General features: G+C 71.6%; 29 protein-coding genes and 1 pseudogene. 22 read left to right on the top strand and 8 right to left on the bottom strand.

Features of this window, described 5'->3' with window-relative positions; genetic code table 11:
- Positions 1-622: NAD(+) synthase (nadE, locus tag U5K29_12950; protein ID MDZ7679444.1), on the top strand; the 622-nt coding region annotated here is incomplete at its 5' end.
- A gap of 4 nt (positions 623-626) precedes the next feature.
- Here nadE and U5K29_12945 read toward each other — a convergent pair.
- Positions 627-2,108 carry an AAA family ATPase gene (locus U5K29_12945; protein ID MDZ7679443.1) on the bottom strand — a complete coding sequence of 494 codons (1,482 nt, stop codon included), beginning with the start codon at positions 2,106-2,108 and terminating at the stop codon, positions 627-629.
- A 134-nt stretch (positions 2,109-2,242) separates the two neighbouring features.
- On the opposite strand from U5K29_12945, the gene U5K29_12940 reads away from it, so the two are divergent.
- From U5K29_12940 to U5K29_12925, 4 genes are all read left to right on the top strand, one after another.
- On the top strand, positions 2,243-2,905 hold the full coding sequence (locus U5K29_12940) for a hypothetical protein (GenBank protein ID MDZ7679442.1): 663 nt from the start codon (positions 2,243-2,245) through the stop codon (positions 2,903-2,905).
- Complete coding sequence (locus tag U5K29_12935; protein MDZ7679441.1) at positions 2,902-3,732, top strand: DUF455 family protein; 831 nt, start codon at positions 2,902-2,904, stop codon at positions 3,730-3,732. Before U5K29_12940 ends, U5K29_12935 begins: the two co-directional genes overlap by 4 nt.
- 2 nt (positions 3,733-3,734) lie before the next feature.
- Positions 3,735-4,289 carry a hypothetical protein gene (locus U5K29_12930; protein MDZ7679440.1) on the top strand — a complete coding sequence of 185 codons (555 nt, stop codon included), beginning with the start codon at positions 3,735-3,737 and terminating at the stop codon, positions 4,287-4,289.
- Between the two features lie 75 nt (positions 4,290-4,364).
- Positions 4,365-5,873: a VanW family protein gene (locus U5K29_12925; protein ID MDZ7679439.1), complete on the top strand. Its 1,509-nt coding sequence runs from the start codon at positions 4,365-4,367 to the stop codon at positions 5,871-5,873.
- An 18-nt stretch (positions 5,874-5,891) separates the two neighbouring features.
- Here the strand turns inward: U5K29_12925 and U5K29_12920 are convergent, their stop codons facing one another.
- Entirely contained in the window at positions 5,892-6,245 is a 354-nt protein-coding gene (locus U5K29_12920; GenBank protein MDZ7679438.1) for an antibiotic biosynthesis monooxygenase, read from the bottom strand.
- Between the two features lie 244 nt (positions 6,246-6,489).
- Here U5K29_12920 and U5K29_12915 point away from each other — a divergent pair, with 244 nt between their 5' ends.
- Entirely contained in the window at positions 6,490-7,425 is a 936-nt protein-coding gene (locus tag U5K29_12915) for a sigma-70 family RNA polymerase sigma factor (protein MDZ7679437.1), read from the top strand.
- Positions 7,426-7,494: 69 nt separating this feature from the next.
- Here U5K29_12915 and U5K29_12910 read toward each other — a convergent pair whose 3' ends face one another.
- Positions 7,495-8,370, bottom strand: coding sequence for an HAD-IB family hydrolase (locus tag U5K29_12910; protein ID MDZ7679436.1), 876 nt, complete (start codon positions 8,368-8,370; stop codon positions 7,495-7,497).
- Positions 8,371-8,517: 147 nt separating this feature from the next.
- Here U5K29_12910 and U5K29_12905 point away from each other — a divergent pair, with 147 nt between their 5' ends.
- From U5K29_12905 to U5K29_12875, 7 genes are all read left to right on the top strand, one after another.
- Positions 8,518-9,168 (top strand): cellulose synthase operon protein YhjQ/BcsQ, encoded by a 651-nt coding sequence (locus U5K29_12905; GenBank protein MDZ7679435.1) that lies wholly within the window; start codon positions 8,518-8,520, stop codon positions 9,166-9,168.
- The gene (locus U5K29_12900; GenBank protein ID MDZ7679434.1) at positions 9,165-10,352 is read left to right on the top strand and encodes a CpaF family protein; all 1,188 of its coding nucleotides are present in this window, start codon (positions 9,165-9,167) and stop codon (positions 10,350-10,352) included. The genes U5K29_12905 and U5K29_12900 overlap by 4 nt, the downstream gene beginning before the upstream one ends.
- Complete coding sequence (locus tag U5K29_12895; protein MDZ7679433.1) at positions 10,349-11,239, top strand: type II secretion system F family protein; 891 nt, start codon at positions 10,349-10,351, stop codon at positions 11,237-11,239. The genes U5K29_12900 and U5K29_12895 overlap by 4 nt, the downstream gene beginning before the upstream one ends.
- Positions 11,236-12,015 carry a type II secretion system F family protein gene (locus U5K29_12890; protein MDZ7679432.1) on the top strand — a complete coding sequence of 260 codons (780 nt, stop codon included), beginning with the start codon at positions 11,236-11,238 and terminating at the stop codon, positions 12,013-12,015. The genes U5K29_12895 and U5K29_12890 overlap by 4 nt, the downstream gene beginning before the upstream one ends.
- A gap of 74 nt (positions 12,016-12,089) precedes the next feature.
- Positions 12,090-12,398, top strand: a complete 309-nt coding sequence (locus tag U5K29_12885; GenBank protein ID MDZ7679431.1) for a DUF4244 domain-containing protein — start codon at positions 12,090-12,092, stop codon at positions 12,396-12,398.
- Positions 12,395-12,763 carry a TadE family type IV pilus minor pilin gene (locus U5K29_12880; protein ID MDZ7679430.1) on the top strand — a complete coding sequence of 123 codons (369 nt, stop codon included), beginning with the start codon at positions 12,395-12,397 and terminating at the stop codon, positions 12,761-12,763. Before U5K29_12885 ends, U5K29_12880 begins: the two co-directional genes overlap by 4 nt.
- 39 nt (positions 12,764-12,802) lie before the next feature.
- Entirely contained in the window at positions 12,803-13,411 is a 609-nt protein-coding gene (locus U5K29_12875; GenBank protein MDZ7679429.1) for an alpha-ketoglutarate-dependent dioxygenase AlkB, read from the top strand.
- Between the two features lie 16 nt (positions 13,412-13,427).
- Here the strand turns inward: U5K29_12875 and U5K29_12870 are convergent, their stop codons facing one another.
- The 5 genes from U5K29_12870 to U5K29_12850 form a co-directional block, all read right to left on the bottom strand.
- Positions 13,428-14,558: a radical SAM protein gene (locus U5K29_12870; protein ID MDZ7679428.1), complete on the bottom strand. Its 1,131-nt coding sequence runs from the start codon at positions 14,556-14,558 to the stop codon at positions 13,428-13,430.
- Complete coding sequence (locus tag U5K29_12865) at positions 14,555-14,818, bottom strand: hypothetical protein (protein ID MDZ7679427.1); 264 nt, start codon at positions 14,816-14,818, stop codon at positions 14,555-14,557. Before U5K29_12865 ends, U5K29_12870 begins: the two co-directional genes overlap by 4 nt.
- Positions 14,818-15,111, bottom strand: coding sequence for a hypothetical protein (locus U5K29_12860; GenBank protein MDZ7679426.1), 294 nt, complete (start codon positions 15,109-15,111; stop codon positions 14,818-14,820). Before U5K29_12860 ends, U5K29_12865 begins: the two co-directional genes overlap by 1 nt.
- An 85-nt stretch (positions 15,112-15,196) precedes the next feature.
- Positions 15,197-15,814 carry a methyltransferase domain-containing protein gene (locus U5K29_12855; GenBank protein MDZ7679425.1) on the bottom strand — a complete coding sequence of 206 codons (618 nt, stop codon included), beginning with the start codon at positions 15,812-15,814 and terminating at the stop codon, positions 15,197-15,199.
- Positions 15,811-18,084, bottom strand: coding sequence for a DEAD/DEAH box helicase (locus U5K29_12850; GenBank protein ID MDZ7679424.1), 2,274 nt, complete (start codon positions 18,082-18,084; stop codon positions 15,811-15,813). Before U5K29_12850 ends, U5K29_12855 begins: the two co-directional genes overlap by 4 nt.
- A gap of 158 nt (positions 18,085-18,242) precedes the next feature.
- Here U5K29_12850 and U5K29_12845 point away from each other — a divergent pair, with 158 nt between their 5' ends.
- From U5K29_12845 to U5K29_12805, 9 genes and pseudogenes are all read left to right on the top strand, one after another.
- Complete coding sequence (locus U5K29_12845; GenBank protein ID MDZ7679423.1) at positions 18,243-18,575, top strand: STAS domain-containing protein; 333 nt, start codon at positions 18,243-18,245, stop codon at positions 18,573-18,575.
- Between the two features lie 7 nt (positions 18,576-18,582).
- The gene (locus U5K29_12840) at positions 18,583-19,032 is read left to right on the top strand and encodes an ATP-binding protein (protein ID MDZ7679422.1); all 450 of its coding nucleotides are present in this window, start codon (positions 18,583-18,585) and stop codon (positions 19,030-19,032) included.
- Positions 19,029-19,295 carry a hypothetical protein gene (locus tag U5K29_12835; protein MDZ7679421.1) on the top strand — a complete coding sequence of 89 codons (267 nt, stop codon included), beginning with the start codon at positions 19,029-19,031 and terminating at the stop codon, positions 19,293-19,295. The genes U5K29_12840 and U5K29_12835 overlap by 4 nt, the downstream gene beginning before the upstream one ends.
- A gap of 46 nt (positions 19,296-19,341) precedes the next feature.
- Complete coding sequence (gene topA, locus U5K29_12830) at positions 19,342-21,564, top strand: type I DNA topoisomerase (GenBank protein ID MDZ7679420.1); 2,223 nt, start codon at positions 19,342-19,344, stop codon at positions 21,562-21,564.
- Positions 21,554-21,655: pseudogene (locus tag U5K29_12825) on the top strand (topoisomerase C-terminal repeat-containing protein). The gene topA and the pseudogene U5K29_12825 overlap by 11 nt, the downstream one beginning before the upstream one ends.
- A gap of 66 nt (positions 21,656-21,721) precedes the next feature.
- Positions 21,722-22,057 carry a topoisomerase C-terminal repeat-containing protein gene (locus tag U5K29_12820; protein MDZ7679419.1) on the top strand — a complete coding sequence of 112 codons (336 nt, stop codon included), beginning with the start codon at positions 21,722-21,724 and terminating at the stop codon, positions 22,055-22,057.
- Positions 22,058-22,116: 59 nt separating this feature from the next.
- The gene (locus U5K29_12815) at positions 22,117-23,628 is read left to right on the top strand and encodes an MFS transporter (GenBank protein ID MDZ7679418.1); all 1,512 of its coding nucleotides are present in this window, start codon (positions 22,117-22,119) and stop codon (positions 23,626-23,628) included.
- Entirely contained in the window at positions 23,621-24,250 is a 630-nt protein-coding gene (tmk, locus tag U5K29_12810; protein MDZ7679417.1) for a dTMP kinase, read from the top strand. Before U5K29_12815 ends, tmk begins: the two co-directional genes overlap by 8 nt.
- A complete protein-coding gene (locus tag U5K29_12805) occupies positions 24,247-25,329 on the top strand; it encodes a hypothetical protein (protein MDZ7679416.1) in 1,083 nt (360 codons plus the stop codon). The genes tmk and U5K29_12805 overlap by 4 nt, the downstream gene beginning before the upstream one ends.
- Positions 25,330-25,382: the final 53 nt, after the last annotated feature.

Here is a 25,382-nt window from a genome sequence, read left to right as displayed (position 1 = left end):
GAACCTCGGGATCGAGCACCGGACCATCGGCATCGAGCCCGCCCACGACGCCTTGCTCGAGATGCTCGCCCCGTCGTTCACCGGGCTGGCCCCCGACGTCACCGAGGAGAACCTGCAGTCCCGCATCCGAGGCGTCACCCTCATGGCCCTGTCGAACAAGTTCGGGTGGATGGTGCTCACCACCGGCAACAAGACCGAGGGCGCCGTCGGCTACACCACCCTCTACGGCGACACCGCGGGTGGGTTCGCGGTCATCAAGGACGTGCCCAAGATGATGGTCTACGCCCTCTGCCGCCGACGCAACGAGCGGGCCGGTCGCGAGCTTGTCCCCGAGTCGATCCTCACCAAGGCGCCGTCGGCCGAGCTCCGCCCCGACCAGACCGACCAGCAGAGCCTGCCGCCCTACCCGCTGCTCGACCAGATCGTCGAGCACTACGTCGAGCACGACCACACCGCCGCCGAGATCGTCGCCATGGGGTTCGAGCCGGACATGGTCGACCGCATCGTCCGGCTCGTCGACCTCGCCGAGTACAAGCGCCGTCAGAGTCCCCCGGGTGTGCGGGTCACCCGCAAGGCCTTCGGCAAGGATCGCCGGCTGCCGATCACCAACCGGTACCGCTGAGGCCTCACCCGGGCACCAGCCCCTCGATCACGGCCACGGCGGCGTCGCGAGCCGCCTCCGGTCCCGGCCCGGTGTCGACCGGTGTCGCCTCGGGCCACGGATCGGCGACCTCCTCCAGCCGTGCGGCGATGGTGGCATCAGCGTCGGAGGCGTCGCCGCCACGATCGCCGCGCTCCCGCACCCGGGCGGCGGCCACTTCCGCGGGGGCGACACAGCGCAGCTCGACCAGATCGGCAGCGGCCGCTTCGGCGAGACGGCGGGCCGCGGCCCGGTGGCGCTCGTCGCTCCAGGAGGCGTCGATGACCACCGTCTCGCCCATCCCGAGCGTGGTGCGAGCCCGATCGAGCAGCTCCTCGTAGGTCGCCTCGGTCGCGGCCGGCCGGTAGATCCCCTCACCGAAGGGTGCGGCCGCAGGCTCGTCGGGGGACCGTCCGGCCAGCTGCTTGCGGACCACGTCCGAGCGCAGGACGACCGCGCCCAGCGCGTCGTGCAGCCCGGCGGCGAGGGTGGACTTGCCGGTGCCGGGGAGGCCGCCGACCAGGACGAGGCGGACCTGGGCCGAGTCGAGGTGGCGGCGGGCGAGGTCGAGCAGCGCAGCGGCCTTCTCGGCCGACCCGGCGACACCCTGGTCGGCCCGGATGGCGGCCACCTTGGCCCGCACCTGGGCCCGGTAGGCGATGTGGTGGTGGGCCAGCGATGCCGGCCAGGAGTCTCCGCTGTGCTCGCGGTAGGCCCCGAGGAAGGTGTCGGCGAGGTCGGCTCGGCCGAGCCGCTCGAGGTCCATGGCCAGGAAGGCCACATCGGCGAGGGCGTCGTCGAGACGCAGCGCGTCGTCGAACTCGAGGCAGTCCAGCACCCGTGGACCGTCGTCGAGGACGAAGATGTCATCCGCGAGCAGGTCTCCGTGTCCGTCACAGGCGCGCCCGGCGGCGATCCGCTGCCCGAACAACGGCCTCCGGCCTTCGAGGTAGCGGTGGGCCAGCGCATCGACGGCGTGGACCGCCTCGGCGGTCACGTAGCGACCCGCGAACGCCTCCAGGCCGGTGGTGTTCGACGACCACCGGGAGGCGAGGGCGTCGGCGCCGGCGGCCGCGTCCGCCTCGGGACCGCGCTCGGCCGCGGCGTGGAACTCGGCGATGCGCTGCGCGAGCCGGTCGAGGTCGTCGTCGAGCTCGGCGTCGGCGCCCACCAGGGTGGACAACCGCCGGTCCTCGGGCATGCGTCGCATGACCACCAGGTGATCCGACAGCTCACCCGACGGCCCGACCACGTCGGCGACCCCCAGGTACACGTCCGGGGAGAGTCGCCGGTTGAGCTCGACCTCGCGGTGGCAGGCGAGGTGCCGGGCCTCGCGGGTGGTGAAGTCGAGGAAGCCGAGGTCGACGGGCTTCTTGAGCTTGTAGGCCCGGTCGCCGACGAAGAACACGATCCCCGAGTGGGTCTCGGCCACGCCCGGCGGGCTGTCGTTCACCTCGTCGGTGCCCATCGCGCCAGCATGCCACCCTCCGCTACGACCCCAACACGGGCCGAGGTGGGTCGGGTGCGCCGTGTCGTCCCATGTCGTACGCTGTACAGGCGTGCCGCGCCGATGAGTGCGGTCGGAGGGGAGAAGGGGAACCGATGCCAGAGCCGTCAACACCGCGACCGGCGTTCGCTCCGTGGGACCGCCGCGAGCTGCCGGGTTCGTTCACCGTCGAGGAGTCGGCGAAGCGGGCAGGCCACTACAAGTGGATCGAGATGAGGCTGTTCGAAGCGCTCGGAGGGTGGGTGGCCACCGTGCCCGAGCTCGACGTCAAGATGCGCCTCGGCACCCACTGCTACCACCACGCCTGGCACGCCGAGCTGTGGCACAAGCGACTTCCCGAGCTGCGCGAGATGAACCCCGACCGGCTCACCGAGCCGCCGAACGACGACATGGTCCGCTTCGTCGACGCGCTCACCGAACCCGAGGCCCCCGAGCTCACCCTCGAGAAGCTCGTCGGCGTCTACCGGGTGCTGATCCCCCACAAGATCGCGGCCTACACCTATCACCTGAACAACACCAGCACGATCACCGACGCGCCCACGATCCGCTCGATCCGATTCATCCTGCAGGACGAGTTCGACGACTGGCGCGACGGCGAGATGATGATCCAATCGCTCATCGCCACGCCCGAGGACGTGCAACGGGCAGCCGACCGCCAACGCGACCTCGAGACGATCATGGTCGCGGCCGGCGGGATCTGCGGCCCTGGAACCATCGGCAGCACCGAGATCGACGACCCCCAGGAGGTGTCGGCATGAGGAAGAGCTTCCCGCCCGAGGATCTGGCACGCGACTCCCGCTTCTCGCGGGTCAACCGCATGGAACAGATCTCCGATCCGCGTGCCGCCAGCAGCGGGGCCTCACGCGGCCGTCCCAGCGCGCGGCTCACCCCCGAGCGGCCCGAGGCCGCCGATGCCGCCCGCGGCCTGATGCACGGCATCTTCGTCGGTGAGATCCAGGCGCTCGAGGGAGCGGGCCGCACCTGCTGGGACTTCGAGACCGGCAGCGAGGGCGCTCCGTTCGCGCTCAAGCTCGACATGGCTCGCCAGTGCTGGGACGAGGCCCGCCACTGCGAGATCTCGGTGAAGCTCTCCGAGCACATGGGCACCGAGATCGGCGAGTTCGGCGAGTCGGCCTTCCTCTACGAGGCCGCGTGCAACCCCGACCCGGTGCTGCGGCTCACCGGCGTCAACCGGGCCCTCGAGGGCCTCGCCATCGATGTGTTCAACACCATGAAGGAGTTCGGCGACCTCTCGGGCGACCCGGTGCTCGAGTTCTGCGAGGACTGGATGCTCGCCGACGAGGTGACCCACGTGAAGATGGGGTCGGACTGGTTGCGCAAGCTGACCGAGAAGGACCCCGAGCGACGCGCCAACGCCCTCGAGTTCCAGCGCGTGGTCGACAAGCTGTTCAGCTTCGGCGGCTTCCGCGGGGAGGACGACGAGAGCCCCATCAAGCTGGCCCGTCGCTTCCGCGAGCTCGCCGGGTTCCAGGACGAGGAGATCGACGAGATCGCCGAGGTGTCGCTGGAGGCCCGGGCCGAGGCCAAGGCGATGCGGGCCGGAGCGGGCGCGGGCGCCGAGTGACCGTGGCCGGCCTCGAGATCACCCCCACCAGCTTCGAGAACGTCTTCTTCGAGGTCGACCAGATCGACGCCGTGGCGCGACGACTCATCGACCAGATCGGTCTCGAGGTCGACGTGCGCATCGAGGTGGACGAGTCGACGCCGCTGGCCAAGGTGCGGCTCACCTCGCTCGACCCGGTGGTGCTCGCCGTCGAGAGCGGCGCGCTCGAGGACAACCGTCGACCCCGGCAGTTCGGCGACACGCAGGCTGCCGACGCGCTCGGCCGGGCCCTCCTGAAGGTCTCCGATCGTCTCGACCGGTCCTTCGGGGCACCCTCGCTCGACGAGCAACCGGCGCTCCCGCACGCGGTGGCCTGGGACATCTACGCCGCCGGTCGTCTCACCCGTCTCGGTTACCCACCCCAACGCCAGCGTCGCGTCTACGCCTTCGAGTTGCGCCACGGGTTCACCGATGCCGCGCTCGCCGCCTTCGAGCAGCTCTGGACCGCCGAGGCGCTCACCTGGTCCGACATCGTCGCCATCAGCGACGAGACCCGCTCGGTCATCGACGCCGCCTGAACCCACCGGGGTTCGATCTCCGCCCCCGGCGGGTAGGTCGCCCACCGAACGCGGAGCCGACGTCGAGGAGCAGCGATGGGCAGCAACGAGTCGAGACCACCCCGGTTGTTGCCGGCGCTGGTCGCGGTGGTCGCGGGGGTCGCGCTCTGCGCCGCGACGATCGGGGCAGCACCGGCCCCGGTCGCTGCTCAAGAAGAGGTCGGCGACCAAGCATCGCCCGATGCGATCGAGACCTTCATCGACGCGGCCTACGAGGGGCTGTTGGGCCGAGCCCCCGATTCGTCGGGTCGCGAGTACTGGCGGAGCGAGATCGAGCGGGGAGTCTCACCCCGCCGGGTGCTCGTCGCGCTCGGCGACTCGCTCGAGCATCGACGTCACCTCGTCACCCAGACCTATGACACCTTCCTGCGCCGCGACCCCGATCCCGGCGGGCTCCAATGGTGGACCGAACGTCTCGGCCGCACCCGCTCGGTCACCTCGTTGCGGGCCGACATCCTCGCATCGTCGGAGTACCGGTCGGTGCGAGGAGCCGGTACCGACGCCGGGTTCGTCGACGCCCTCTACCGAGACGTGCTCGGCCGTTCACCCGACGCCGCCGGGCGCGCCTACTGGACCGGCCGGCTGGCAGCGGGCGTGTCCCATCGTCGAGTCGCCCACTCGATCCTCGTGTCCTCCGAAGCCTTCCGGTTCACCGACCTGCCGGTCACCTCGGTCGATCCCCGTCCCGGTGCGACCGCGTGGGACCTCGAGATCGAAGCGGTCCTCGACGCCGCACTGTTCACCGACGCCTCGACCATCGATGTCAGCGTCGACGGTCGCCGCCTCGACGGCACCGTCGAGGTCGAGGGCGGCACCATCGGCTTCACCCCCAACGCTCGACCCGCCTGGGTGCCGTTCGACTCCACCGCCGAGGTCGTCGTCACCGTGTTCGGCTACGACGGCCAGGTCCTCGACCGCATGGACTACGCGTTCACGTACCACTCGCCGACGGTTGTTTCGTCCTTCACCACCCCGCTGGTGCCCGGCCAGTCTCGCAACACCAACATCGGCCGGGCCGCCGAGCTCATCCACGGCGACGTGATCGCCCCGGGTGCGACCTATTCGCTCAACCAGGCGATCGGTGAGCGAACCACCGCCCGCGGCTTCGTCGCCAACGGCTTCATCGACGGGCGGGGGGAGACGGTCAGCGCCGTCGGCGGTGGCGTCAGCCAGGTGTCGACGACGTTCATGAACGCGGCGTGGGAGGCGGGCCTCGACGTCTCGTTCCGGCCCCACACGATCTACTTCTCCCGGTACCCGATGTGCCGGGAGGCCACCATCGTCTGGGGTCAGCTCGACATGGTGACGGTGAACAACTCGCCCTACGAGATCATCGTGGCCACCTCGGCGTCGGAGTCGTCGGTGACGGTGAGCTTCTACAGCGTGCCGTGGGCCAGCGTCGACTCCTGGATCGGCGAGCCGTTCGATGCCGGCGGAGTGGGTGGACCGTTCAGCGTCGAGTGCGGGCGCACCATCTCCTACCCGGACGGGACCTCGGACGAGGAGCGCTACACCTGGAGCTACAACGAGGGCTATCCCGGCTGAGGTTCCCCCAGGTGTGGTTCACGCCAGGTCATGGGCGCTGATGCCCTCGTACAGGTCGATGTCGGGAGGTCCGGCGAGCAGGCCGGTGCAGGCCCGGGCCATCTCGACCATGTCGGTCGAGTCGAAGTGGGCCTGCTGGGCGGCAGGGGAGTCCCACTTCGACACGATGGTGTGGCGCAGGGGATCGGTCACCGACACCAACAGGTCGATGTTGCGGCACCCGGGGTGGCCGCGACTCATCACCACGTACTTCGACAGCACGCCTTGCAGCGCCACGGGATCGGCGGCGACGAAGCGCATGATCACCACCGTCAGCTCGACCTCGTCCCGTGACCCGGAGCGTTCGCCCCCTGTGGATGGATCGTCGAGCACGCTATCGCCTCCCCCTGTGGACAACCCCCGAAAACTAGCGTCCGGCCAGGTCGTTCGGCGGATGATCGTGTACCAGGGTGGGTGGCCTTGACCGGACCGGTATCGTTACAGAGGTCAGTCCACCCGATAATGCGTGGCCACCTCCGCCACCCAGCGTTTCCCTCGATCAGGGTCACGTCGGGTGCGTGCACCTCCGTGCACGAGGCGGCCCGACGGTTCATCCCTGCCAAGAGAAGGTGCCGCTGTGGCAAAGGAGCGAGTCGAGCGGGACGAGGAAGACCTCGTCCGCTTGTATCTCACCGACATCGGGCAGTACCCACTGCTCACCAAGAACGACGAGGTGCGTCTCGCCCAGGCCATCGAGGCCGGCAACGAGGCGCGGACCGAGCTCGAGTCCTCCACCGACCTCACCCCGGCCCGCAAGCGCGAGCTGCGTCGCGCGGCCCGCAAGGGCGAAGACGCCGAGAGCACCTTCGTGCAGTCCAACCTGCGTCTGGTGGTGTCGATCGCCAAGAAGTACCAGGCCTCGGGGCTGCCGCTGCTCGACCTCATCCAGGAGGGCAACCTCGGCCTCATGCACGCGGTCGAGAAGTTCGACTGGCGCAAGGGGTTCAAGTTCTCCACCTACGCCACCTGGTGGATCCGCCAGGCCATCACCCGCGGCATCGCCAACACCGGCCGCACCATCCGCCTCCCGGTCCACGCCGGCGACACCCTCGCCCGTCTCCAGAAGGCCCGTGCCCGCCTCGAGCTCAAGCTCGGGCGCCCGGCCACCCTCGCCGAGCTGTCGGCCGAGGTCGAGATGCCCGAGGACAAGGTCACCGAGGCGCTGCGCTTCGCAGCCGAGCCGCTGTCGCTGTCCGAGCCACTGCGCGAAGACGGCGACGCCGAGCTCGGCGACGTGGTCGAGGATCGCTCGGCCGAGTCGCCCTTCGAGGTGGCCGCCACCGCGCTGCTGCCCGAGGAGATCAGCCGGTTGCTCGCTCCCCTCGACGAGCGCGAGCGCGAGATCCTCAAGCTGCGCTTCGGTCTCGACCGCGGCGAGCCCCGCACCCTCGAAGAGGTCGGCGAGCACTTCAACCTCACCCGTGAGCGCATCCGCCAGATCGAGGCCAGGGCCATGTCGAAGCTGCGGCACCCGTCCTCCGACACCGGCGCACGCGACCTGCTCGCGGTCTGAGCGGATTCCCCGCCGGCGGTGCCGACGCCTAGACTGCCGCGATGAAGAAGCTCGTGCTGTTCACCCTGCTCATCGCCCTCGCCGTTGTGGCGTCCAAGAAGCTGCGGGACGTCTGAACCAACCCCGCACCTGAACCGAACGCCCGACCAACCCGTTGGCGGGCGCCCTGTCGCGCAGCAACCACCACAGGGCGAGCCCCGCCACGCCGGTAGCCACCACGGCACCGCCGCCGATCCCCGCCGCGGCCCGGATCGGGACCGGACGGCGCGACCGCATCGAGATCGGGCGCTCGAACACCCGGATCTCCCACCCGTGCTCGGTCGCCGCCTTGAGCAGCTCACGGTCGGGGTTGACCGCCACGGGGTTGCCCACGGCCTCGAGCATCGGCAGGTCGGTGGCCGAGTCGGTGTAGGCGTAGGACACTGACAGGTCGATCCCCAGGCGTTCGGCCTCGTCGCGCATGGCCTGGGCCTTGAACGGGCCGAAGGCGTAGAACTCGACGTCGCCGGTGTAGCGGCCATCCTCGTCGAGGCGGGCGCGGGTGGCGATGGCCTGATCGGCGCCGAGGTGGCGGGCCAACGGGGCGACGACCTCCTCGGGGGAGGCCGAGACGACATAGACCCGGCGGCCGGCCGCACGATGCTCGCGGATCAGGTCGAGCGCCTCGGCGTAGATGATCGGGTCGATGACCTCGTCGAGGGTCTGCTCGACCAGTTCGCGGATGTGGGCCTGGGGCCAGCCCTTGGTGACCCGCAGCGCCGACTCGCGCATCTGGGCCATGCGGTCGTCGTCGGCGCCGAGGTAGTGGAACACGAACTGGCCATACAGCGCCCGCAGGACGAGCCACCGCGACAGGTACCCCGCCCGGTGCAGCGGCCGGCTGAAGGCGACCAGCGCGGCCCTGGCGATGATCGTCTTGTCGAGGTCGAAGAACGCGGCCTGCACCCGGCCAGCCTATGGTGCGCCGGCCGGTGAACGAGGCCATCCCGATCCCTTGCACTCCGCACTGAACCTGATAGTATTTCGTGCACTTCCCGTCACACCTTCCCCTCCATCCGAACACGAACAGGTTCACGGGGAGGACCCATGGTCGTGTCCTGCTGGTCCGCCAAGGGCGGCTCCGGCACCACCGTGGTGGCGGCCTCGCTGGCGCTGGTGCTGGCACAGGCCCCGGGCAACGAGGTGCTGCTGGTCGACCTCGCCGGCGACCTCCCGGCCGCGCTCGGGCTGGCCGAGCCCGCAGGCCCCGGCGTCATGGGCTGGGCGGAGGCGGGCAGCGATGTCCCCGCCGACGCGTTGGCCCGCCTCGAGGTGCCGGTGGGCCCCCGGGTGACGCTGTTGCCCAGGGGAGCGGGCCCCGGTGTCGTCGCCACCGAGCGGATGGAGCTGCTGGCGGCGATGTTCGCCGCCGACGACCGCACGGTGGTCGTCGACTGCGGCACCCTCACCGCCGAGGCGGCCGCGCTCCCCATGGCGGCGGGAGCGACCGTCTCGCTCCTGGTCACCCGGGCCTGCTACCTGTCGCTGCGGCGGGCCGTGGCCGCCCCCATCCGCCCCAGTGCGGTGGCCCTGGTCAATGAGCCGGGCCGGGCGCTCGACCGTCGCGACATCGAGTCGATCCTCGGCGTGCCGGTCACCGCCGAGATCACCATCGATCCCGGTGTGGCCCGAGCCGTCGACGCCGGGCTGTTGGCCAGCCGGCTTCCGCGGAGCCTGCAGCGGGCGCTGCGTGATGCTGCGTGAGCGACCCGTCGGTGCTGGCCCTGGTCGACACCGTGCACCACCGACTGCTCGCCGAGTGGGGCGACGAGCACGCAGGCGACACCTCCCGGGTGGCGGCGGGCGAGGACCGCGTCCGCGCCCTGGTGCACCACGAGGCGCCGCTGCTGCCGAGCGACCGGCTCGCGGCGGTCATCCGGGCGGTGCAGGCGCGGGTCACCGGGCTCGGTCCGCTCGAACCGCTCCTCGCCGACCCCGCGGTCACCGAGGTCATGGTCAACGGTGCCGGCCCGGTATGGGTCGAGCGGGCGGGCGAGGTCACCGCCACCACCACCGAGCTCGACGAGCCCACCGTGTCGCGCCTCATCGAGCGCATCGTCGCACCCTTGGGCCTGCGGGTCGACCGCTCGTCGCCGATGGTCGACGCTCGGCTCCCCGACGGATCACGCGTCAACGCCGTCGTGCGCCCCCTGGCCATCGACGGTCCGTGCCTCACCATCCGCCGGTTCGGATCCAAGCCGGTCCCCCTTCCCGCCTTCGCCGACGGACCGGTCGCCGAACTGTTGGGGCAGGTGGTGCACGAACGACGCAACGTGGTGGTCTCGGGCGGTACCGGGGCGGGCAAGACCACCCTGTTGAACGCGCTGGCCGGCGAGATCGCCCTGACCGAGCGGGTGGTCACCATCGAAGACAGCGCCGAGCTCCGCCTCCCCGGCGACCACGTCGTACGGCTCGAGGCCCGACCGGCCAGCGCCGACGGGCTCGGCGCGGTGTCGATCCGCGACCTGGTCCGCAACGCGCTGCGCATGCGCCCCGACCGCATCGTCGTGGGCGAGGTCCGCGGGGCCGAGGCGCTCGACATGTTGGCGGCCATGAACACCGGCCACGACGGAGCCCTGTCCACGTGCCACGCCAACAGCCCCGAGGATGCCCTGCGGCGGCTCGAGACGCTCAGCCTCCTCGCGGGGGTCGACCTGCCGCTCGACGCCGTCCGCGAGCAGCTGGTCGCCGCGGTCGACCTGGTGGTGCAGGTGGCCCGGTGCCACGACGGCGCCCGCCGGGTCGTGTCGGTGGGTGAACCCATCGAGGGCGATCAGCGGACCCGTCTGCGCTGCCGACCGGTCGTCGACGAGAGAGGCCGGGTGGCGGCGCCCGAGCGCCCGCCACGCGACAGGCGCTCCCACCCCGTCGAGCCGGTGATCCCATGAGCCCGGTCACCTTCGCTGCCGCAGCCGCGTCGCTGGCGGTGCTGGCGGCTGCCGCGGCGTGGGTGCGCCCGCTGGCGTCGACGGCGAGCGCACGCACCCGCGTCCTGGCTCGGTCCGGCGCCGCGCCTGGGCAGCTGGCACCCGCCTGTCCCCACTGGTTCGTCGCGGCCGCCGCCCGGGCCGATCTCCCCGAACCGCTCGATCGGTGGTGGTGGTCGGGGATCGGCGGTGTCGTCGCGACCGCCCTCGCCGCCTGGGTGCTCGGAGGTCCGGTGCTGGCGATCCTGTGCTCGGGTGGGGTCGCCGGCGTCGCCATCGGCGCCCTCCGCGGCGCCCGGCACCGCCGCGACGAGCGGCTCGCCCGCTCGGTGCCCGACTCGCTCGAGGCCATCGCCCGGTCGACCAGAGGTGGTTCGTCGGTCGTGCAGGCGATGTCCTCGCTCGCCGGCGACGAGGCCAACCCCGCCGATCGCCTGTTCGCATCGGTCGCCACCCGGGTGCACCGGGGCGAGTCGCTCCGCGACGCCCTCGAGGGGATCGCCGCCACCAACGAGGTGCCCGCCGTCCGCCTGGCCGTCGCCGCGCTGCTGGTGGGCACCGAGACCGGGGCCGCCCCGGGTCGTGCGGTCGACGGGGTCGCCGCCACCCTGCGCGACCGGGCTGCGCTCGACCGAGAAGCGACCGCCAACGCCAGCCAGGCGAAGGCCTCGGTGGCGGTGCTGGTCCTCGCTCCGCTGGGGTTCGGCGTGTTCGCGGTGGCGACCGATCCACGGGTGGGCGACTTCTTGTTCCGCTCCTGGGTCGGGTGGGTGTGCCTGGGCCTGGGGCTTGGCCTCGATGCGCTCGGGTGGGTGTGGATGCGATCGATCATGAGGGGCGCGAGGTGACCCCCGCCCTTCCCGCGCTCCTGGCGGGGGCGGCGGTGCTGGCGCTGGCCGGGGCGATGCGGCCGGTGGGGCCCGACCGGGCCTTGGCCCTGGCGCCACCTGCGGTCGATTCACCACGTCGTGGCCATGGACCACTCGAGGCGATCGGCCGACCCGTCCGCCGCGTGCTCGGCCGGCCACCGGACCCACGTGCCGATCGGCGGGTGGGGGCGGCGGTCCTGGTCGGGTTCGGACTCGTCGCCGTCATGCCACCGATGGCACTCGTGTGGGGTGCGGGGTTCGGCGTGGCCTCGGTGGTCAGGCGTCGTCGTGGACGCGAACGGGCCGAGCGGGCGATGTTCGACGAGCTCCCCGAGGTCGTCGACCTGCTGTCGTTGGCGGTCTCGGCGGGGCTCACCGTGCCCCTCGCGCTGGGGGTGGTGGCCGACCGCGGCCACGGGCGACTGGCCGCGGAGCTCGGGCGGGCCCGCCGCGCCGCCGAGCTGGGGACCGGTCTCGCCGATGCCATCGACACCATCCCCGCCCGGTTGGGAGACGAGGTCCGGCCCATCACCCGGCTGTTGTCCGGGTCGTTGCGCGACGGCACGTCCATCGCCGACGCGCTGAGCCGGGTCGCGGGCGAGGTCCGCACCGAGCGCCGCCGCCGCGCCGAGGAACGGGCCCGCAAGGTCTCGGTCCGGCTGCTGTTTCCCCTCGTGTGCTGTGTGCTGCCCGCCTTCGCGCTGCTCACCGTCGTCCCCCTCCTCGTCGGGTCCCTCAGCTCCATCTCGTTCTGAACCCGCCCGGTCCGGCTCGCCACCTCCCCCGTCGACTCCCCCTCCGTCCTGCACCACGCCTTGGAGGCACCCTCATGTCCACGTCCGACTCCGTCGCGCTCGCCCTCGTCGACCACGATCCACCCCCGACCCCATCGGCCCCCCATGGCCCCGACCCGGTGCTGCGGGCCACCGCGGCGGTGCACAGCGCCGGGGCGATCGCCGTCGAGCGGCTCCGCGCCGGCCGCGGCGACGAGCGTGGTCAGTCCACCGCCGAGTACGCGCTGGTCATCCTGGGAGCGGCGGCGGTGGCCGCGCTCCTGGCGGCGTGGGCCGGTCAGACCAACAAGATCGGCCAGCTCCTCGACGCCGTGCTCGACAAGATCATCAGCCAGTTCCGGTGACACCGTCAGGGGAGGACGACGGCCAAGCTGCGGTCGAGCTGGCGCTCGTCCTCCCGCTGGTGTGCCTGCTGCTGCTGGCGGTGGTCCAGATCGGGCTGGTGGTCCACATCCAGCTCGTGGTGGCCCACGCGGCCCGCGAGGGAGCGCGGGCGGCAGCGGTCGACGAGCACCCGCTCGCCGCCGAGGTGGCGGTGGTCGCGGGGACCACCCTCGACCGCGACCGGGTGGCGGTCGACGCCCGCACCTCGGGCGACCGGGTCGAGGTCGAGGTCCGCTACCAGTACCCGACCGACCTTCCGCTGATCGGCGCCGTCGTGCCCGACGTCGAGCTCTCGGCCACGGCAACCATGCGACGAGAGGAGTGAGTCGGGGACACGAACACCTGTTCGTCTATGCTGGTGGCGATGAGCATCCAGGAGTGCTGGCAGCCGTCACTGCTCGATCAGGGCCCCCAGCCCGGCGGCCTCAGCTTCGCTCACGCTCACCGGCACGACCTGGGTCGGGGAGCGTGGGTCGAGGAGATCCCCTTCGCCGCAGCCAGGACCGACGAGCTGTTCGAACAGGTGCTGCACGCTGCCCCCTGGGGCGGGGTCGAGACCCGACCGATGTATGACCGCGTCGTCGAGGTGCCGCGCCTGCACAGCGGGGTGTGGCCCGACCCGCCGCCGCCGCTGCCGGCCATGGCCGAGGCACTCTCGGCTCGCTACGGCACCGACCTGGACACCATCTCGGCCAACCTCTACCGCGACGGTGCCGACTCGGTCGCCTGGCACGGCGATCGGGTCGGCCGCCACCGGGCGGTCACGGTGGTGGCCATCCTCACCCTCGGGTGCCCCCGCCGCTTTCTCCTGCGACCCAACGGCGGCGGGCCCTCGTGGGCGTTCGAGCCGGGGCCCGGCGACGTGCTGGTGATGGGTGGCACCTGCCAGCGCACCTTCGAGCACTCGGTGCCCAAGCGGGCCAGGGCCGGACCCCGCATCTGCGTGATGTTCCGCGAACCCGGCGGCAACTGACGCCGCCGACGAGGCGTCAGGTGCCGGCGCCCGAGAGCGAGACCGCGACCCCGCGGCTCGGTTCGTGGTCGAGGTACCGCCTCAGGTACTCGATCAGCTCGCCCCGCCCGCAGCACTCGTCGCGGTGGCCGGGGTCGTGGCGCTCCTCCAGCGACCGCTGGTGCGGGCACCCCCCGTGGCAGACCTCGAAGTGCTCGCAGCCCGTTCGTTGTTCGGCCGCGGCGGCATCGGCGGCCCGCCGCTCGAGCAGCCGGACGTTGCGGCGGATGCGGGTGAAGTCGCCGGTGAGGATCGACCCGAACTGGTAGCGCTCGTCGCCGAGGAAGCGGGCGCAGTGGGCCACGTCGCCGTTGGGTTCGACCATGAAGAACGTGCCCACGCAATCGCCGGCCAGGGTGCAGGTCGACCCGGCCCCGCCCCGGATCTGGGCCACGAGCGAGTCGAGCTCGCGGATGCGCAGGTCGGGGTCGCCGTGGTCGAGCCAGCAGCGGTGCAGGTCGATCAGGAAGGCGTTCATCTCGGCCCGCGTCAGGTACTGGTCGCCGGCTTCGCCGGCGGGCAGCGAGTTCGGCGGGCGGACCGCGTTGAACCCGACCCCACGGGCGCCGAGCGAGGCGAGGACCTCGAGGGTGCGCTCGGCACCCGCGGCCACCGTCTCCCGATCGACCGTCAACAGGATCCCCGGGTCGACGCCATGGGCCCGGAGCCGCTCGAGCCCCTCGATCACCGCGTCGTAGGACCCCGACCCGTCAACCCTCACCCGGGTGCGATCGTGCGCCTCGCGGGGCCCGTCCACGCTGACCCCGACCCCGAAGCGCTCGCGGGCGAGAAAGCGTGCCCACTCGTCGGTCACCAGGGTGGCGTTGGTCTGGAGGCTGTTGCGGACCAGCTGTCCCGGCCGGCGGTAGCGGGCCTGCAGCTCCAGCGCGGTCTCGTAGAACCGGATCGGCAGCACCAACGGTTCGCCGCCGTGCCACCCGAAGTCGACCGCGTCGTGGTGCGGGTCGGTGCAGGCGGCGTGGACGAGGTGGGCGAGGACCTCGAAGCTCATCGTGTTGCCGGGGCCCGCCCGCCAGTCGTCGCAGTAGCTGCAGCGCAGGTTGCAGAGCCGGGTGGCCTTGACCGTGAGCGCGAGCTGGCGAGTCATCGCCGGTCCTCGGGCCGTGCCGGTTCGGAGGGAGGTCCGCCGCGCTCGGCCTCGAGGCGATCGAGCACCGAGCGCTGGTCGTCGTCGAACCCCGACCCGAGGTGGCGGCGCCGGTCGAGCGGGTCCATGGCCGACACCAGCACCGCCCTCAGCAGGCGGCGCTCGGTGTCGGAGAGCTCCTCGTCGAGCTCGGCCAGCCGCGTCGCCAGCGCCGCCACGTCCTCGTCGGTGGCGGGGCCGTCGGTGGCGGGGCTCTCCATCAGCCCGGATACCACTCGTCGTAGGCGCGCAGCACCCACGGGTCCTTCTGTTGGGCCATCGGGCGCAGGGCGTCGGTCGCCAGGGAGTCGAGCTTGGGCAGGCTTCCCCCACCGCCGGAGAACATGGTTTCGGGGAACGAGGTGGAGCCGAACCCCTCGACCTCGGACTCCTCGGTCTTGGCGAGCAGCGCGTACAGCAGCGAACGCTCCCGCTCGGGGAGCGAGCCGCCCCACTCGTCGAGCTTGCGGGCGAAGGTCTCGACCTCCTCCTGGGTGAACTGGTCGTCCGACATCACCACTCCTCTCGTCGGACGCTCCCTTTGAGCGTCCCGATCCGCACGACGGTACTGGTCGGGATCGGTTACAGCCGGGGGAAGCTCAGGCCGACGGGGCGACAGCCTCGACCAGCCACGTGTGGTCCCAGACCCGCCGCCCGGTGACCGTGGCCCCGGCATCGACCACCCATCGCCCGGCCTGATGTGGGTGCACCTGGTGGTCGTGGAACGCGCCGAGGATCCCGTGCACGCCCCGCCACTCGGGCACCACGTCGATGCCGTGCCCCGACACCAGCAACGTGCCGCCGGGTCTGGTCAGAGCTGCCATGGAGACGACGGCGGCGGGTGGGTCGTCGACGTCGTCGATCATCAGCGAGGCGACGACCAGGTCGAACGAGCCCGCCCTCAGTGGTGGGGCCAGGACGTCGCCCAGCAGCGGAGCGAGCCGACACGGCCCGATCGAGGGCGGGCCGGCATGGTGGAACGACTCGGCCGCGGCCTCGAGGTCGAACGGGACCACCAGCTCGGTGGAGCCGGGCAGGGCGCCGGTGGCCAGGCAGCCGCCGACGAAGGTGGCGCGGCGGTCACAGCCCTCGCCCACGCTGAGGACGCTGCGCGGGGCGAGGCGGGCGAGAGATCCGGCCATCTCCCGCCGGAGCCGTTCGATGTCGTCGTCCTGGCCGGCGCGGATGGCGCGCACCTCGTCGGCGGTGAGGGTCACCGGTCCAGCATCGCGCGGAGCAGTGCGACCGCCCCGGCCTTGTCGAGGGGGTCGTTGCCGTTGCCGCACTTGGGCGACTGCACGCACGACGGGCAGCCCTCCGCGCAGTCGCAGCGCTCGAGCAGCTCGAGGGTGGCGCCGAGGTGACGGTCGGCCGCCGCGTAGCCGAGCTCGGCGATGCCGGTGCCGCCGGGGTAGGCGTCGTGGACGACGATGGTGGGCAGCCCCGTGTCGGCCTGCAGCGCCGTCGACACGCCGCCGACGTCCCACCGGTCGCAGATGGTGAACAGCGGCAGCAGCGAGATCGCCGCGTGCTCGATCGCGTGGAGCGTGCCCGGCACCGCGGCGGGTGGGACCCCGGCACCGGCCAGCAGCGACGGCGGGACCGTGTACCAGAACCCCCGGGTGTCGAGGACCGTGGCCGGCAGGTCGAGCTCTTCGGTGCCGAGCACCTCGCGGGTGCGCACGTCCTTGCGCTGGTAGCCCACCACCTGCGAGTGGATCCGGACCCGCCCCACCGCCAGCTCGGCGGCACCGACCCGGCGGCTGTGGTCGGCGTCGACGATCTCCACCGCGGTCTCGGTGCGGGCCTGGGTATAGGTGTCGCCGGGGTCGGGCTCGACGATGGCCATCAGGTCGTCGAGGTCGAGCTCGATGACGCGCCAGGTGCGCCCTTGGTGGAGGTAGATCGCCCCCGGGTGCACCACCGAGTGCGAGCGCGACTCGTCGACGGTGCCGACCGAGCGCCCGTCGACGGTGGCGATCGTGACCTCCCGCGCCGACCCGGAGCGCAATCCCATCCCTCTCGACGGCCAGCCACGACCCGCCCACACCGCCCGTGGGCCGCCGCTGTGCGCTCGTCGGATCCGGAGGCGGTCGGCCAGCACCAGGTCGCGCACCCCCTCGTCGAGCAGCTCGCCCCAGAACCGGGCGTCGTCGTGGGTGAGGGGTCGCTCGTAGGCCGCGCAGGCCAGGTGCGGGGCCAGGACCTCGGGGTTGGACGGGTTGATCACCGCCGGTTCGGGTGGACGGCAGAACAGGTCGAGGGGGTGGGTCATGAACCAGCGGTCGAGCTGGTCGTCGCCGGCCACCAGCACCGCCACCGACTCCTGGTGCTCGCGTCCCGCCCGGCCGACCTGTTGCCACAGCGAGGCGATGGTGCCCGGATAGCCGTCGATCACGCACGCGTCGAGGCCCCCGATGTCGACCCCGAGCTCGAGCGCGGTCGTGGCCACCACTCCCCGAAGCTCGCCGCTGAACAACGATCGCTCGATGTCGCGGCGCTCGCCGGGGAGGTAGCCCCCGCGGTAGGAGCGGACCGAGTCGGCGAGATCGGTGTCGAGACGGTCGCGGACGTCGGCGGCCAGCAGCTCGGTGCCGGTGCGGCTACGGCTGAACGCCAGGGTACGGTGCCCGCGCCGGATCAGCTCGGACATCACCGACGCCGACTCGGCGTGGCCCGACGAGCGGACTCCCGTCACCGGATCGAGCACTGGCGGGTCGAGCAGCGCCACCGTGCGGGCGCCCTTCGGGGAGCCGTCGTCGCAGATCTCGTCGACCTCGAGTCCGCAGAGCTCGCTGGCCAGGGCGCCGGGGCGGCCGATGGTGGCCGAACAGAAGATGAACGTCGGCGACGACCCGTAGTGCTCGCACAGGCGACGGAGGCGTCGGAGCAGGTGGGCCACGTGGGTGCCGAACACACCTCGGAGCAGGTGCAGCTCGTCGATCACCACGTAGCGGAGGCGGTGCAGGTACGTGGCCCAGCGTCCGTGGTGGGGCAGGATTCCGGCGTGGAGCATCTCGGGGTTGGTGAGCACCACGTTGGCGTTGCGCCGGGCCCAGGTGCGGGCCTCGGGTGGGGTGTCGCCGTCGTAGGTGACCGCCACCATGTCCTTCACCTCCAGCTCGGTGAGCGCCCGAAGCTGGTCCTGGGCCAGGGCCTTGGTGGGGAAGACGGCCAGCGCGCTGGCCGGTGTCGCCCCGTCGGCGATGGCCTCGACGATGGGGAGCTGGTAGCAGAGCGACTTGCCCGACGCGGTGCCGGTGGCGACCGCGACCGAGCGGCCGGCGCGGAGGCGGTCGATCGCGTCGGCCTGGTGCGTCCACAGACCGGTGGGCGGCGTCCGGGACGCGGCGACGGGCCCGAGCGGGTTGGCCAGCGCGGCGAACCGGGCTGGTCGGGCCGGCAGGCGCTCGACGTGGACGAGTCGGCCATCGGCGGCGAGTTCGGCGAGCAGGGTGTCGAGCGAGCCCGCGTCGGTGAGGGTCATGGCAGCTCCCTTGGGCCACGCAGTCTAGGGGTCGTGAGGGCCAGATGACAGGGCTGTGATTTGCCACCGCAGGCTGCTCGACGGTGGAGTTGACCCGATTCCGTGCGATCCTTGTGCTCGCACTGTTCGCAACGTTTCCCGCCAGGAGGTGACCCACGGTGCTGGTGCTCGATGTCGAGGAGCGGCCGCTCGGGCGCGTCCTGATCGTGTCCGGCGACCTCGACGTGGCCACCGCGCCGCAGGTGCGCAGCGAGGTGGTCAGGTTGCTCGGCGACGGCATCTCCGACCTGGTGATCGACCTGACCCGGGTCGACTTCATCGACTCGTTCGGCCTGGGGGTGCTCGTCGGGGCCCTCAAGCGGGTCCGGGGGGCGGGAGGCCACCTGGGGCTGGTCATCACCGAGCCACGGGTCCGCAAGGTCTTCGAGGTGACCGGACTCGACCGGGTGTTCGAACTGACCGAGACCGTCGACGCCGCACTGGAGCGCTGAGGCGGCGATGAGCGAGATCGTCGAGCTGGAGATCCCCGCCAGGCCGGACTTCATCTCGCTCGCCCGCCTCGTCATCACCGGTGCCGCCACCATCGAGCCGACCTTCTCCGACGACCGCATCGAAGACCTGCGCTTGGCCGTCTCCGAAGCGTGCACCAACGCCATCGAGGCCCACGCCAGCGCCGGGCAGGACGACCGGATCGTCATCCGCTGCAACCTGGCCGAAGACCGCATCGAGGTCGAGGTGACCGACCGCGGAGGAGGGTTCGTCCCCGACGAGGCGTCCTCGGCCCCCGACCCCGAGCATCCCGAGCGACTGCTCCACGAGAGCGGGCTGGGGATCCCCCTCATGAAGATCCTCGTCGACGAGACCAACTTCGAGCTCACCCCCAGCGGCACCATCGTCCGCCTCGTCGTCGCCCGCCCACCCCGAACCGGCTCCGACGCCGAGCGATGATCCGCTGGTGGTTCCAGAACCGCCACACCGGCGAGCTCACGATCGCGCAACCGCCGAACCCGCCCATGATCGTGTTCGTCGTCGCCTGGGCGTTGCGGTGGGTGCTCTCGCCGGCGGGAACGGCGGGACGAGCCCTCGGCCTCGTCGCCGGGGCAGCGATCCTCTGGTGGGGCGTCGACGAGGTCGTCCGCGGGGTCAACCCGTGGCGCCGCACGCTGGGTCTGATCGTGCTCTCGGTGGTCGGCTGGCGGCTGGTCCGGTGAGGGCCGTTGTTGACAGGGCCCCGGCCCGGGCCCTTACCTGTCGGTTGTGAGCAAGCCCCTCGTCATCGTCGAGTCGCCCGCCAAGGCGCGCACCATCGGAGAGATCCTCGGCGATGACTACGTCGTCGAGTCCTCGGTGGGACACATCCGCGACCTGCCCAAGAACGCAGCCGAGGTGCCCGCCTCCCACAAGGGCGAGTCGTGGGCTCGCCTCGGCATCGACGTCGACAACGACTTCAAGCCCCTGTACATCGTGGCGAGCCAGAAGAAGGACGTCGTCAAGCGGCTCAAGGGGTTGCTCAAGGACGCCACCGAGCTCTATCTCGCCACCGACGAGGACCGCGAGGGCGAAGCCATCGCCTGGCACCTCCTCGAGACCCTCAACCCGCAGGTTCCGGTCAAGCGGATGGTGTTCCACGAGATCACCCCCGACGCCATCCAGCACGCCATCGCCGAACCCCGCGACCTCGACCGACGTCTGGTCGACGCCCAGGAGGCCCGGCGCCTGCTCGACCGGCTCTACGGCTACGAGGTGTCGCCGGTGCTGTGGAAGAAGGTCATGCCCCAGCTCTCCGCCGGCCGGGTGCAGAGCGTCGCCACCCGGGTCGTGGTCGAACGCGAACGAGAGCGCATGGCCTTCGTCGCCGCGTCCTACTGGGACATCGAGGGCACCTTCGCCGCAGCCGAGGCGGGCGACGACGCGCCGGCGTTCGACGCCACGCTGGTCGCGGTCGACGGCACCCGCGTCGCCACCAGCAAGGACTTCGACTCCACGGGCACGCTCACCGGCGAGGCCGTGGCCCTCGACGAAGCCGGGGCCCATTCCCTGGCCGAGGGCCTCGGCGACTCCGACTTCACCGTGCGATCGGTCGAGAGTCGCCCCTACCGCCGCCGTCCGGCCGCCCCGTTCATGACCTCCACCTTCCAGCAGGAGGCCAGCCGCAAGCTGCGTCTCTCGTCGGCCCAGGCGATGCGGGCCGCCCAGACCCTCTACGAGCAGGGCTACATCACCTACATGCGCACCGACAGCACCACCTTGTCGGAGACCGCGCTCGACGCTGCCCGCTCCGAGGTGGTCGACCGTTTCGGCGCCGAGTTCCTGCCCGAGGAGCCGCGGCGCTACGCCAAGAAGGTCAAGAACGCCCAGGAGGCCCACGAGGCCATCCGCCCCGCCGGTGACCAGTTCCGGGCTCCCCGTGAGGTGGCCGGTGAGGTCGGCGCCATGGAGGCACGGGCCTACGAGATGATCTGGAATCGGACGGTCGCCTCGCAGATGACCGACGCCACCGGCCAGACCGTGACCGTGCGTCTCGGGGCGACCGCCACCGACGGCCGCGACGCCGAGTTCTCCACCAGTGGCACCGTCATCACCCATCAGGGGTTCCGCCGGGTCTATGTCGAGGACACCGACGAGGGCAGCGACGATGCCCAGGAGCGGCAGCTTCCCGCGCTCGCCGAAGGCGACCGGGCCACGGCTCGCGAACTGCGTCCCGACGGTCACCAGACCCAGCCGCCGTCTCGCTTCAACGAAGCATCCCTCATCCGGCGACTCGAAGAGCTTGGCGTCGGCCGTCCGTCCACCTACGCGTCGATCATGGGCACCATCCAGGACCGCGGCTACGTCTGGAAGAAGGGCAACGCCCTGGTCCCGTCGTTCACCGCGTTCTCGGTGGTCACCCTGCTCGAACGCCACTTCCCCAACCTGGTCGACTACGCCTTCACCGCCCGCATGGAGGACGACCTCGACAGCATCGCCGGTGGTGACATGGACGCCATCCCGTGGCTCAGCACCTTCTACTTCGGGACGAGCGAGGAAGATGTGCCAGGGCTCAAGGAGATGGTGTCGGACCGACTGGCCGATATCGACGCCCGCGACATCAACAGCATCCCGATCGGGGTCGATGCCGACGGCCAGCCCGTCGTCGCCCGGGTCGGCCGCTACGGGCCGTACCTCCAGCGTGGAGAGGACACCGCCAGCATCCGCGACGACATCGCCCCCGACGAGCTCACCATCGATCGGGCCATCGAGCTGGTCGAGGCACCATCGGGCGATCGCGAGCTGGGCACCGACCCCGTGTCGGGGTTGCCGGTGTTCGCCAAGTCGGGTCGTTTCGGCCCCTACGTCCAGCTGGGCGAGATCGACGACGCCAGCAAGACCAAGCCCAAGACCGAGTCGCTGCTCCAGGACATGCAGCTCGAGTCGGTGACCCTCGACGATGCCCTCGAGCTGTTGAGCCTGCCCAGGGTGGTCGGGACCGATCCGAGCTGACGGCCAGGAGATCACCGTCCAGAACGGGCGGTACGGGCCCTACCTGAAGAAGGGCAACGACAGCCGCAGCCTCGACTCCGAGGACCAGCTGTTCACCATCGGCCTGGACGAGTGCCTCAAGCTGCTCGCCGAACCCAAGCGGGGCCGCGGCCGGCGCGTGGCGCCGCCGTTGCGCGAGCTGGGCGAGGACCCGGTCAGCGGCAAGGCGATGGTCGTCAAGGACGGTCGGTTCGGCCCCTACGTCACCGATGGCGAGACGAACGCGTCGCTGCGCAAGGGCGACACCGTCGAGAACGTGACCGACGAACGGGCCTCCGAGCTGCTCCAGATCCGTCGCGATGCCGGTCCCGCCAAGAAGAAGGCGCCCGCCAAGAAGAAGGCGCCGGCGAAGAAGAAGGCGCCGGCCAAGAAGAAGGCGCCGGCCAAGAAGAAGGCGCCGGCCAAGAAGAAGGCGCCGGGGCCCGCGGACGGTTCCGGCACCGCTGGCTCCTGACCCTCGTGCGGGGCCGGTCGGTGCAAGGCCTGCCCGCCGCGATCCCGTAGCGTGTCGTCGTGGAAGACTCCTCTCCCACTCGGATCACCCCATCACCGGTGGAACCCCGCACCTCCGCCGAGGAGGACACCCAGATCGGCATCGGTGCGTCCACCCAGGTCGCCCCGGCTCCGAGCGATCTCGAGGAACCCGGACGCCACGTCCGGATCTTCGGTTCGCACGCGTTCTTCCGGCTCTGGCTGGGCCAGGTGGTGTCGGCGACGGGAGACTGGCTCGGGCTGATCGCCATCACCGCGCTGGCGGCCCGCATCGGAGCCGGATCCGAAGGAGTCGCCATCGGCCTGGTGCTGGCGGCCCGCATCGGCCCCGGGTTCTTCCTGGCCCCCGTGGCCGGTGTCTTCGCCGACCGTCTCGACCGCAAGCGGCTCATGATCGGCTGCGACATCGGTCGCGCCGCCGTGCTCGCGGGCCTGCCCTTCGTCGACAGCATCTGGGGACTGGTGCTGGCGTCGTTCGTGCTCGAGGTCTTCACGCTGTTGTGGGCCCCCGCGAAGGAAGCCACCGTTCCCAACCTCGTCCCACCCGACCGGCTGGCCTCGGCCAACTCCCTGTCGCTGGTCGCCGCCTATGGCACGTTCCCGATCGGCGCGGGGCTCTTCGCCATCCTCTCGCGGGTCTCGGAGCTGTTCGGCGACGTCCGTTGGCTCGAGGCGCTCCGGCTCAACCAGGAAGGTCTGGCCTTCTACGCCGATGCCCTCACCTTCCTCGTGGCCGCCTTCATCGTCTCCACCCTGGCCATCCCCAAGCGACCGCGCCGGGCCAAGGCCGGATCGAAGCGGGTCGAGCTCGGAGCAGCCTTCGCCGAGCTGAAGGAGGGTTGGAACTTCGCCTTCCTGAACCCCACCGTGCGAGCGGTCAACCTGGGGTTGGCCACCGGGCTGATCGGCGGCGGCATGCTGGTGCCGCTGGGAGCGGTGTTCTCCAACGAGGTGCTCGGACGGGGCGAGGCCGGGTTCGGGCTGTTGACCTTCGGGTTGGGTGTCGGCGTGGCGTCGGGCGTGCTCGCCATCTCGCTGCTGCAACGCCGGCTCCCCAAGAGTCGGGTCTTTCAGTTCGCGGTGATCGGTGCCGGCGGTTTCCTCATCGCAGCGGCCACCACCTCGACCACCGGGCCGGCGGTGATGTTCGTGGCGGGGCTCGGACTGTGTGCCGGGATGGTCTATGTCCTCGGGTTCACCCTCCTGCACGAGAGCGTCGACGACGACCTGCGTGGCCGCACCTTCGGCGCGCTGTTCACCCTGGTCCGTCTCTGTGTCCTGGTCGCCTTCCTCATCGGGCCCTTCACCGCGCAGGTGCTCGACTCGCTCTCGGAGTCGTTGTTCGATCGCGAGGTCGAGGTGCTCGGTGCCTCGCTCTTCCTGCCGGGGGTCCGGCTCACGCTGTGGTTGGCAGGAGGCATCATCGTGGCGGCCGGGTTCTTGTCGGCGTGGAGCTTCCGGGCGGCCGGCCGGACCCTCGACGAGGCCTCCAGTGCGGCCGGGGTCGGATCAGGGGAGGAGTCGGGTGACTGAGCAGCGACCGCCGAGGGCACACTTCATCGTCTTCGAGGGTGGTGAGGCATCGGGCAAGTCCACCCAGGCCCGACTGCTCGCCGACCGCCTCGGTGCCGTCCTCACCCGCGAACCGGGCGGCACCCGCCTCGGAGAGACCGTGCGCTCGTTGCTGCTCGACCCCGCCGACACCGCCATGTGCGATCGGGCCGAGGCGCTGCTGTTCGCCGCCGACCGGGCCCAGCACGTGCACGAGGTCATCGCGCCGGCGCTGGCCGCGGGCCGGCCGGTCGTCTCGGATCGGTTCGCGCCATCGTCGTTCGCCTACCAGAGCTTCGGGCGGGGCTTGCCCCTCGCGGAGGTCGAGGCGTTGTCGGCCTTCGCCGTCGACGGCGTGTGGCCCGACCTGATCCTGTTGCTCGACGTTCCTGCCGAGGTGGCCGAGGCGCGGCTGGGCCACCTCGACCGCATGGAGGGTGTCGGAGCGGAGTTCCATCGGCTCGTCGCCGAGGGGTTCGAGACCATGGCCGCGGCCGATCCCGACCGGTGGGCGCGCGTGGATGGTCGCGGCACGGTGGCCGAGGTGGCCGAACGGGTGCGGCGCACCGTCGACGACCGGATCGGCCTGGAGGAGAGACCATGAGCCGGCTCGACACCGCCGGATGGGGACGGGTCGTCGGACAAGACGATGCCATCGCCCGGCTGAGCGCCTCGGTGCACACCCCGGCCCACGCGTACCTGTTCGTCGGCCCGGCCGGCAGCGGGCGGCGGGCGGCGGCCCGGGTCTTCGCCGGTGAGCTGTTCGCCACCGGCGCCGGAGCGGACCAGGCCGACCGCCATCGCCGTCTCGCCGCCGCCGAGCAGCACCCCGACCTCACCGTGGTCGAGCGGCGGGGGGCATCCATCCCCGTCGGCGACCGCGAGCACCCCGAGGAGGGGTCGGCGCGCTGGGTCGCCCAACGTGCCGCGCTCAAGCCGGTCGAAGCCCCCTACAGCGTCTTCGTCCTCCTCGACTTCCACCTGGTCCGCGACGCCGCCCCCGTGCTGTTGAAGACCCTCGAGGAACCACCGGCCCACACCGTGTTCGTGGTGGTCGCCGACGAGATCACCCCCGAGCTGGTGACCATCGCCTCCCGCTGCGTCAAGGTGGAGTTCCACGGGGTCGCCCGCGAGGTGATCGCCGAGGCCCTGGTCGCCGAAGGCGCGCCCGCCGAGGCGGCCCAGGCGGCTGCCGCCGGCGCGTTGGGCAGCATGGACCGGGCCCGCCTGCTGGTGGGGGACCCCCGGTTGAGCCTTCGACGCGAGGCCTGGGTGGCGGTACCGGACCGTCTCGACGGCACCGGTGCCGTGGCGGCGACCGTCGCGGCCGAGCTCGCGGCGATGATCGACGACGCCCAGGAGCCGCTCGACGCACGTCACCGTCAGGAGCTCGACGAGCTGGCCGCACGGACGGCGGTGACCGGGGAGCGAGGCTCGGGACGTCGCGAGCTCGAGGCCCGGCACCGGCGTGAGATCCGTCGCCTGCGCACCGACGAGCTGCGCTTCGGGTTCACGATGCTGTCCGAGCGCTACCGCGAACAGCTCGTCGACGGTGCGCACGCCACCCCGGCCCTGGACGCCATCGGCGCCCTGGTCGATGCCTCCGAGGCGCTCGACCGCAACCCCAACGAGTCGCTGCTGCTCCAGGCGTTGATGGTGCGCCTGGGGCGTCTCACCAGCTGATCCGGGCCCGGCCCGCCGGCTCGGACGGCGCCCGATCTGTTGCTGGACCGGCG

This window comes from Acidimicrobiales bacterium (assembly GCA_034521975.1).
GTDB lineage: Bacteria > Actinomycetota > Acidimicrobiia > Acidimicrobiales > SKKL01 > SKKL01.
This window is presented reverse-complemented; position numbering and strand designations above follow the sequence as displayed.